Annotated in this window: 8 protein-coding genes; 5 read left to right on the top strand and 3 right to left on the bottom strand. The window is 47.3% G+C overall.

Features of this window, described 5'->3' with window-relative positions; genetic code table 11:
* Window positions 1–476: hypothetical protein (locus ACTG33_RS14690; RefSeq protein ID WP_439135975.1), on the bottom strand; the 476-nt coding region annotated here is incomplete at its 3' end.
* 263 nt (window positions 477–739) lie between these two features.
* On the opposite strand from ACTG33_RS14690, the gene ACTG33_RS14685 reads away from it, so the two are divergent.
* From ACTG33_RS14685 to ACTG33_RS14665, 5 genes are all read left to right on the top strand, one after another.
* On the top strand, window positions 740–1,759 hold the full coding sequence (locus ACTG33_RS14685) for a helix-turn-helix domain-containing protein (RefSeq protein WP_439135974.1): 1,020 nt from the start codon (window positions 740–742) through the stop codon (window positions 1,757–1,759).
* 213 nt (window positions 1,760–1,972) lie between these two features.
* The gene (locus ACTG33_RS14680) at window positions 1,973–4,150 is read left to right on the top strand and encodes a PKD domain-containing protein (protein WP_439135973.1); all 2,178 of its coding nucleotides are present in this window, start codon (window positions 1,973–1,975) and stop codon (window positions 4,148–4,150) included.
* A 132-nt stretch (window positions 4,151–4,282) separates the two neighbouring features.
* Window positions 4,283–4,714 carry a TA system antitoxin ParD family protein gene (locus ACTG33_RS14675; protein WP_439135972.1) on the top strand — a complete coding sequence of 144 codons (432 nt, stop codon included), beginning with the start codon at window positions 4,283–4,285 and terminating at the stop codon, window positions 4,712–4,714.
* Window positions 4,711–5,271 carry an AAA family ATPase gene (locus ACTG33_RS14670; RefSeq protein ID WP_439135971.1) on the top strand — a complete coding sequence of 187 codons (561 nt, stop codon included), beginning with the start codon at window positions 4,711–4,713 and terminating at the stop codon, window positions 5,269–5,271. Before ACTG33_RS14675 ends, ACTG33_RS14670 begins: the two co-directional genes overlap by 4 nt.
* A gap of 54 nt (window positions 5,272–5,325) precedes the next feature.
* Window positions 5,326–6,315, top strand: a complete 990-nt coding sequence (locus ACTG33_RS14665; RefSeq protein ID WP_439135970.1) for an NAD(P)H-dependent flavin oxidoreductase — start codon at window positions 5,326–5,328, stop codon at window positions 6,313–6,315.
* A gap of 15 nt (window positions 6,316–6,330) precedes the next feature.
* On the opposite strand, the gene ACTG33_RS14660 is transcribed toward ACTG33_RS14665, so the two are convergent.
* Entirely contained in the window at window positions 6,331–7,734 is a 1,404-nt protein-coding gene (locus ACTG33_RS14660; RefSeq protein ID WP_439135969.1) for a DUF1302 family protein, read from the bottom strand.
* 2 nt (window positions 7,735–7,736) lie between these two features.
* The coding region (locus tag ACTG33_RS14655; protein ID WP_439135968.1) for an outer membrane lipoprotein-sorting protein at window positions 7,737–8,689 on the bottom strand (953 nt) is incomplete at its 5' end.

Genomic DNA, 8,689 nt, shown 5'->3' with positions numbered 1-8,689 from the left:
GATGTAGTGTTGTAATGCCAGCTAAGACGGGTAGGTGAGCCATCTAACCAAATGATCCCGCGTTCTGCCATTTGTAAATTCAGCAGAGGTTCTTGTGCTTTCTTTAATACAGCTCGATTCAGTTGAGCGGCGGCGTAGCTGTTAGCTTGAGTGCGCGCGAGGGTTTCATGCCAAAGCTGTAGGTCTTTCTTGGCTTCGTTCACAGCCTGTACCAAGGGCAGGGCAGATGGGTTGATGGCAAGTGACATAAAGCGTTCTTTGGGTTGTAGGCCTATATCCTCTATGCCGCGATAGCGCATTTCGCCAAGGTGGTTGCCAATGGCTTCGCGAGCGCTTTGGCTCGTAAGGGGTTCTTCGTTGCCTTGCTGATAAAACACACAGCCGGTGGAGCTTTCTACTACTGATCGTAATTGATCAACTAAGGGAAAGAGATGATCGAGAAGCTTTCCACATTCATGAACGTGTTGCGCAATCATTATGTAATCCAAGTTAACGGGTCTAGGTAGAAGATTGTCATAGATTGATTAACTTTTGAAGTACGGTAAGGGTTTTCTAGTGAGTTATTTATTTAATATCCTAGACCCGTTAATTAAAGGTGTCTTTTGATCAATTGTGCATCGAAGTAGCCTTAAAACGCTTGTCTTAATCAACAGTGTTGTTTATATTGTCTGTGGATGACAACATGAATCATGATTTCTGGTAGTAAAGCATAAGAAACCAGACATTGGAGGGTTGAGACATGCAGGACTCAGTGACTGTATTGCACCGTGAAAGCAACAGACTTGCCGCTAATTCATATACAAGAATAGACCCGAGAATAGCCTATGAGGGTGAATGCCATATCGAGGGTGGAGACAAGGATGATGTGTCCATAGAAAGAAAAACCGTCGGTTCTTGCTCTATTCTTCATGTTAAAACAAAGAAGCCTTTGGCGTTCAATCGCTCATGGCACCACATACGCAGTGACGCTATTGATGTTGTCACTCTTTGGTTTGTTAAACAGGGTGGTCTAAAAATCCATCATGGTGGTAAAGCGACAATAGCCCGTGCTGGCGATTTTGCTATTACCAAATCTATGTCTCCTTGCTTGATAGAGCGTAGCCTTGACAGCCAGTCTACACACGAAAGTGTAAACGTATTAATTCCCGCTCACGTTTTTAGAAAGTTTATATCCGGTGATATTGCAAACGGCTTTACCATCGCTGCAGAAGGTGGTTTGTTTGCTACGGTCGAAAGAATCCTTGCTGACATTTTCCCGAATCATGAAAAGATGTCAGAACGCACCGAGAACCTGCTTCTCGAGAGCGCTCTTTCTGTATTGTCCGATACCATTCAAGAGCACAAAGGACTGACCAAACAGAAAGAAAGTGTCTCAGAGAAACGCCTCAAAACCGCGCTCAACTTTATCGATGTCCATCTCTCAGACCCGAAACTGAGTAACGTTAGAGTTGCAGAAGCTTGTGGCATATCCCCCAGATATTTATCTTTTCTGTTAAATAAACAAGGTCTGTCGTTCGCAGACTATGTCAAAGAGAAACGCTTGGAAGTGGCAAGTCGCTGGTTATCATCCAGTAGCCCGAGTGAAATCACTATTGCAGAAATTGCGTTCCGGGTAGGTTTTAAAAGTCCAGCTCACTTTAGTCGAATCTTCAAGCAAGCTTATGAGAAAGGGCCTCGTGAATATCGATCTGAATGTATTGCTGTCAAACATTACTCGTCTTCCAGCTTTGTTTCTGAGCCCAATTCTCTGGCGTCGTAACCAGTATATTATAATGGAGGGTGTCCTTGATTCGTAAATCCATCGGCACCCTTCCTAATTTGATCTCAGTAAATATCCCACGATACCGTAAATGTTTGTTAAAACATTTGCTCAGCCCGGTGGTTTTAACTAGTTTAGTTGGTCTGCTCGCTATTAGACCTGTAGCCAGTATCAACAGTTATCCAAAATAACTCATATAATAAGGAGAGGCACGTGCTAGGCACTTCTGGTCGCACCACAGCTGGACTTTCTATCAGAGATGCAAACAAAGGGAATTACTTTTCGGTTGTTCGAAATTATTGTTTGCTTATTATAAGTCTGTTTTTTACTCAATCACTTATTGCCGCTACAGACAAGCCAATGTCTCCAAAATCAAGTGATCCTATGTTCCAAAAACCTTACATTGACCAGGATGAGTGGCGCGATAGCCCTGTCCGTCACCGTTATGTTCACGGTGGGTTTGAAGGCACAGATACTCGTTTTTCATTTTATTTGCCGCCAAAAGACAAATACGATGGACGCTTTTTTCAATATATAACGCCTGTGCCAGACAGTGAAACTCTGTCACAAGGTGCTACAGGTGAAGAAGACAAGATTGGTTTTTCTATTGCAAGCGGTGCCTATTTTGTAGAAACCAATGGCGGTGGTCAGGGAGCAACTGCAGGCCCTGGTCGTCGAGCGGATTCGACCATAGGTGCATACCGAGCTAACGCTGCAGCAGCTCAATACTCCCGTCAAGTTGCTCTTGAAATGTATGGGGGTGAGCGTCCATATGGTTACGCCTTTGGTGGCAGTGGCGGTGCATATCGAACCATTGGCGGTATGGAGAATACCGAGGGTGTATGGGACGGTGCTGTTCCTTTTGTTCTTGGTTCACCAATGGCTCTTCCTAACATTTTCACTACTCGCGTTTATGCTATGCGTGTGCTCGGTGACAAATTGGGTGACGTAGCGGATGCCGTCGATGTAGGCGGAAGTCAGGACCCCTATGCGACACTCAATGAAGAACAAAAAGCTGCGTTAAAAGAAACAACCGGTTTAGGATTTCCCATCAAAGCCTGGTATGGCTATGAGACCTTGGGGTTACATGCCTTTGCCGTTATTTTTCCTGCGGTAGTGGGTATTGATCCCAGCTACTTTAAAGACTTCTGGAATAAACCTGGCTACGAAGGATATGAACCTACGCCTTCACTGAAAGCAGCCCGCATCCAGTTTCCGACAACCATTAAAAAGCTCATTATGCCGAATGACGCTGAGGCTATGGGATTAACGGTTTCTCGCTTTGCCGGCGAAGCAAAAGGTCTCGCCGATAATGCTTGGAAAGCAACAATGAAAGGTAGTGAAGGTGGCATGCCGGTGGCGATCCAGTTAGCTGGCTTGCCTTCAAAAAGCACTGTCGGTGCTGATCTGTTAATTACGAGTGGTGAAGCCAAAGGAAGTAAGATTTCCATGAGCCGTACCCAGGGTGATGTTGTGATTCTGGGGGCTGAAAACAGCTCGGTCGTGGCTAAGTTGAAAGAAGGTGATCAGGTCAAGATTGATAACTCCAACTTCCTGGCTGTACAAACTTATCACCGTCATCAAGTGCCAGGAAAAGAATACAAGGTCTGGGATCAATTTCGTGACGAGAAAGGGGAGCCTCTTTATCCTCAACGGCCATTCCTTCTCGGGCCCATTTTTGCCAAAGGGGCTTCAGGCACCGTGCAGACGGGTGAATTCAAAGGGAAAATGATTGCCCTCGAAAACCTCTACGATACCGAAGCTTTTCCTTGGCAGGGTGACTGGTATCTGGATCGAGTGAAAGAGCATCTGGGCGATAAAACCGATGATCACTTCCGTTTATGGTACAGCGATCGAACCAATCATGGTGATTTTACCGATCAAAAATATCCTACTCAGACTGTGAGCTACCTCGGCGTGTTACAGCAGGCTTTGCGAGACTTGAGTGCCTGGGTTGAAGAGGGTGTAGAGCCAGCCCCTACCAGTTCTTATACCGTGGTCGATGGACAGGTTATTCAACCGGAAACAGCCGCTGAGCGACATGGCATACAGCCAGTTGTGAAAGTTCAGGCCAATGGTAAAGAGCGTGCAGAGATATCCGCGGGTGAATCCGTATCTCTTACAGCCAGTGTTGCAGTGCCACCCAATACGGGAACCATTGTTGCCGCTGAATGGGATTTTGATGGCCAGGGTAAATACCCGTTAGTGATGGATCTGGACAAAATTGAGCAGAAGGGTGATCAACTCACGTTAGAGATAACTCATCAGTTTGATAAACCCGGAACCTACTTTCCTACGTTGAGAGTTGCTTCCCAACGGGAAGGGGACGCCGAGACAGCCTTTGCCCGAGTTCAGAATCTGGGGCGGGTACGTGTCGTCGTTGAAAAATAAGCCTTCGAAAGCAACCATAAGGATTGACTGAGAGGGAGTGCCTGGTCACTTTTTAATCTATCTTGCCCTTGCATTGCCATTGTAGCAATATGCTACAATGGCAGCAGACCCATCACAGGTGAGGTAGTTAAAATGGCAAAAGCCGCATCCCCAGTCAGACTGGAAAGCACGTTAATGGACGCCGCCAAGGTGGCAGGTAAAGCACTCCATCGCAGTGCGTCTGAACAAGTGGAATATTGGGCCGATATTGGCCGAAAGCTCTCTAAAGTCATTGATCCTGAGACCCTACTTGAGATCAACGCTGGGCTAGCCAGAATTTCAGTAGAGAAGGTTGTTCCTATCAGTGTCGATCCGGATGCTGTCTTTACTGCTCTGGACGGAGCCAGAGAAACCGGCGCCTTACAGGCTGCTATATCATCAAATGCCATCCAATATCAGGCGTCTATTGAACATCCCGGTTTGCTTGAACAGGTACACCCGGACGGCACAACGCTAGTGGGACGTTTTCTCAACGGCAGTTTTGAACCTGCCGATGTGTCCGGACAAAAACTGAACAATCTATGAAGCAATTGTGGATGCTGGTCGGTGGTAATGGCGCGGGCAAAAGCACCTTTTACCATCAAGTATTACAGCCATTAGGCATGCCTTTTATCAATGCTGACCTGATTGCCAAAGAACTGTATCCGGACAACCCAGAAGCCAACAGTTATCAGGCGGCCAGGCTGGCAGAACAATTGCGCTATGACCAGTTGGCCGAGGGCAACAGTTTTTGTTTTGAAACTGTTTTTTCTCATCCGTCTAAGATCGACTTTGTCGCTCATGCGAAGGCGTTGGGTTACCAGATCATACTGGTGGTCATTCACGTTCAGCATGGCAGTTTAAATCAAGCACGGGTTGCACAGAGAGTTGATGCGGGTGGACACCACGTGCCCGATGATAAGGTGTTATCGCGTATTCCCCGAATGCTGGAAAACGTGAAGGCAACCGTTCCCCTCTGTGATCAAGTCCGGGTATTGGATAATTCAAGACTTGATCTGCCTTTTAACCCAATACTGACCATCAAAGCCGGAGTAAGAACCCATCATATCGATCCACTGCCTCACTGGGCCGTTGATTTTTAAACAAAAATCAATCTTGGCCTTGTTTTAATTTCCCAGATGTAAGGAATTTCGGTTGTGTCATTGCCTCAAAACATTCGTGAAAAACTGACCATACCGGTATTCGCTGCTCCCATGTTTTTATGCAGTGGTGTACAACTGGCGGTAGCGTGTTGCAAAGCCGGTATAGTGGGATCGCTCACCCGTAACCACTGCCGGGATCTGGAGGAACTGGAAGCACAACTTAAGGCGGTGACAGAACAGCTGGCTTTGGTGAAAGAACAAGAGCCCGACCGCGTCATCGGACCGCTGGCCGTCAATATATCACCCACCTTCAGTCAGGATGAGTTCCGTCGACATTTAAAACTGTGTCATCGTTACCACGTCGATATCATTGTCACATCTGTTGGCAACCCCACCGAGAATGCTCCATTAGTGCAGGATGCCGGTCTGTTGCATTATCACGATGCCACGACCATTCGCTTTGCAGAAAAAGCCGTCTCAGCGGGTGTGGATGGTATTGTGTGTATTGGTGCCGGGGGCGGAGGTCATGCCGGGACGATCAGTCATTTGGCACTGATTCCTCAAGTTCGTGAAATGTTTGACGGAACGATAGTAATGGCCGGTGCTGTCAGTAACGGTGCTACAGTACGCGCAGCTGAATTGCTGGGCGCCGACCTCGCGTACATGGGCACACGCTTTATTGCCACTCAGGAGGCTTCAGCCCCCGAGGCGTATAAAACCATGCTCGTCGAGAGTAACGTTAGCGATGTGTTATACACACGAGGAGTCAATGGATTGCCCGCAAGCTGGCTAACCAAGTCGTTAAGCTCAGTCGGGCTGGATCCTGACAATCTCTATATTCCAGAAGGTCGAAGTACAGACCACTTGCCTGACGGTGTTGTGCCCTGGAAAGATATCTGGAGTGGTGGCCAGGGCACGGCACTTATTCATGATTTGCCTACAGTCACCGAGCTTGTCAGCAGACTGCAGCAAGAATATCTTCGGGCTTGCAATGCTTCCAGCATGGCGCTCTCTGCACAAAAAGCACTTGCTACTGAGAAGTGAATCAGGCTTTTTGAATTAAAAACCCCATTCAAGCCCCAAAACTAGACGATCATTGGCATCGAACTGTCCGTACAGACCGTCAGAGGTTCCGGAGAATAAGTCTGCTCCCATCCACACTTCCAGGTTGCTCTGCCAGAGATAACTGACTTTCGGACGCCAAAGCTGATCCTGATGAGTCAGAGAATAGAGTCCTTGAAGTTTTAATGTCCAGGTATCATTGGCCAGTTTGTGTTCCAAGAGTAACGTCAACGTTTGTTCGTTTCGGTCATTCATCATTTTCGCGTCGTAATCTAAAAGAAGACTTTGAAACCATTGAACGCTCACAAGTGTATTACTGAGCCCTTGCCAGTCCAGACCTATGACTGACGTTAGCTCAGGCGACTCTTCAATGCCGTGATTGTCGGGTGTGTAACGAGATACCTGATAACTGTGGCTATACCAGCCAATCTCTGTCCTTAGAGTGAAATCACCAAACGCATTACTTGCCGTGCCACCGACCAAATGACTTCGCTCATACTCAGGAGTGATGTTTAGAAGTCTTTGCCCCCCATTCATTGGGCTGGAATCCAGTGATTGGTATGGGGCATAGAAGTCCCGATAGTGATAAAAATAATTTAAGGTAATATCCCAACCGTTCCAAAATTGGCTATAGCGCAATCCGGCATCACTGTCTTTCAACCAATTGTTGGGTTTTTTCGGATCGTGTTGATTGACTCCCGTAACTGGTTGCTGAATGCTTTGAAACGACGGTACTTTTAACGGGCTGGTAACGGCATACAATGTGTCAGCCTGAGCCAGGGCGTGATATGTGGTGTCCGGTATCCATATAAATTGCAAACTGCTGTTGGGTGAAGTCAACCACTCCACGTTGACCATCCAGAGAGGAATACGGGAATCATCGAAGTCATCAAGAATAAACTCCCGATAGCTCTGTGGGGTCACTACGTCCAACACTTTCAGGCCTTCAGCTTGCCCCCAAACGACCTGCTGTTTACCCAGCCGCCAATAAAGATCGAACCACTCAGCATCGAGATAAAATTCCCGCAGTTCAAATTCGGTGTGGTCAGTCTTAATCCAGGGGCGACTTGCACCGCTATAAGTCCCTGATGGTTTCCCCGTCGAAAGTTGACCTTCGGTATCCATTCGCAATCGTCCAATCATGGTCAAAGCGGTATTTCCGAATACCCCGGCATTGAACCCTTTTTCCCATTCGAACTGTAATTGGCTCTCCATTTTTTGGGAATCATGTGTATCACCCGCCCATTCCTGTTGCCACTGTCCGGTGACGTTATCGGAGACGCGGTCAATCCAGGAGCGTTTATTAACCTCTTCTGATGATGAAGCAGAAGCATTCATCATCAGAAGTGCATAAAGAACAGACCTTGCCAGTGACGGCACTTTATACTTTTCTGTAGGCATGATTACAGTCCCCGAGCCAGACTGCGTTGACGGAACCGTTGATCGTCGACGGGAGTCTTGTAGTCAACATCACTGAAAGTGAAGATACTTCGGTGTCCAGTCTTGTGGTTTTCCATAATCATTCTGTGACGAGTAAGAATACCATCGACCGTGCGAATATCTTCGACCTTCAGAGACTTGAGGTCATTGCCCTGGACGTCCCAAAATCGCGCTTTTACGACCATCCAGTTTTTACTATCAATCCACAGTTCGGTGCGCCCATAACCCAGCTCTTCTGCTATTTCATCGGTGTGTGGTAAGCCTTCAACGTGGTACACCGCTCGTCCGGAACCCTCGTCTTTTGAAACCACTCGATAGGCAAAATCAGCGGGTTCCAGGCGACCTTCTTTTTTGATGTCCTCGTAGCTAAAGTCAGTGCCCAAAAAGTTATCGCCACGATCAGACGCTGAAATACGGCGTACCTTTCTTAACGCTGGCAGATAGAGCCACTGATCATCATCGCGCTCTTCTGTCTGAGGGTAATCGTAGGTCAGAAACGCGGTATCTTTAACATTAGTCGGGCTGACATAGAACAACACTGAGTACTTGTCGTCGCCGAAGTACTTCCGAAACCCCCGCGTCTCACGCACACGCTGCTTACCGTGTCTGTCCGTTAGCGTCATGGTCAGTGTGCGAGTGACATATTCACCATCATCACGACTGTTCACTTTTTCGATCAACCACTCACTGGTAGGTAAATCTGACTGCTGGTTGTTTGTAATGTTCGTTTCTTCAGCAATAGCTTTTTCTCCAAATAACGACAGAGTCAAAACAAATGCCAGTCCGGCCAGTAAGAACACCAGTAAGCGTCCAGAATTCACAGGTTGCACGATAGAATCCTCTGTTGTTGGTATGTTTTCTTCAACTTTTAGGTTTGCCAAAGCAAACCGTGGCTTGAAAACCTTAATCAGTACCG

The sequence above is a fragment of the Pseudomaricurvus sp. genome (genome assembly GCF_965662505.1).
In the GTDB taxonomy this organism is placed as follows: domain Bacteria; phylum Pseudomonadota; class Gammaproteobacteria; order Pseudomonadales; family Cellvibrionaceae; genus Pseudomaricurvus.
Note: the sequence above shows the minus strand (reverse complement) of the source record. Positions and strands in the feature narration are given on the sequence as shown.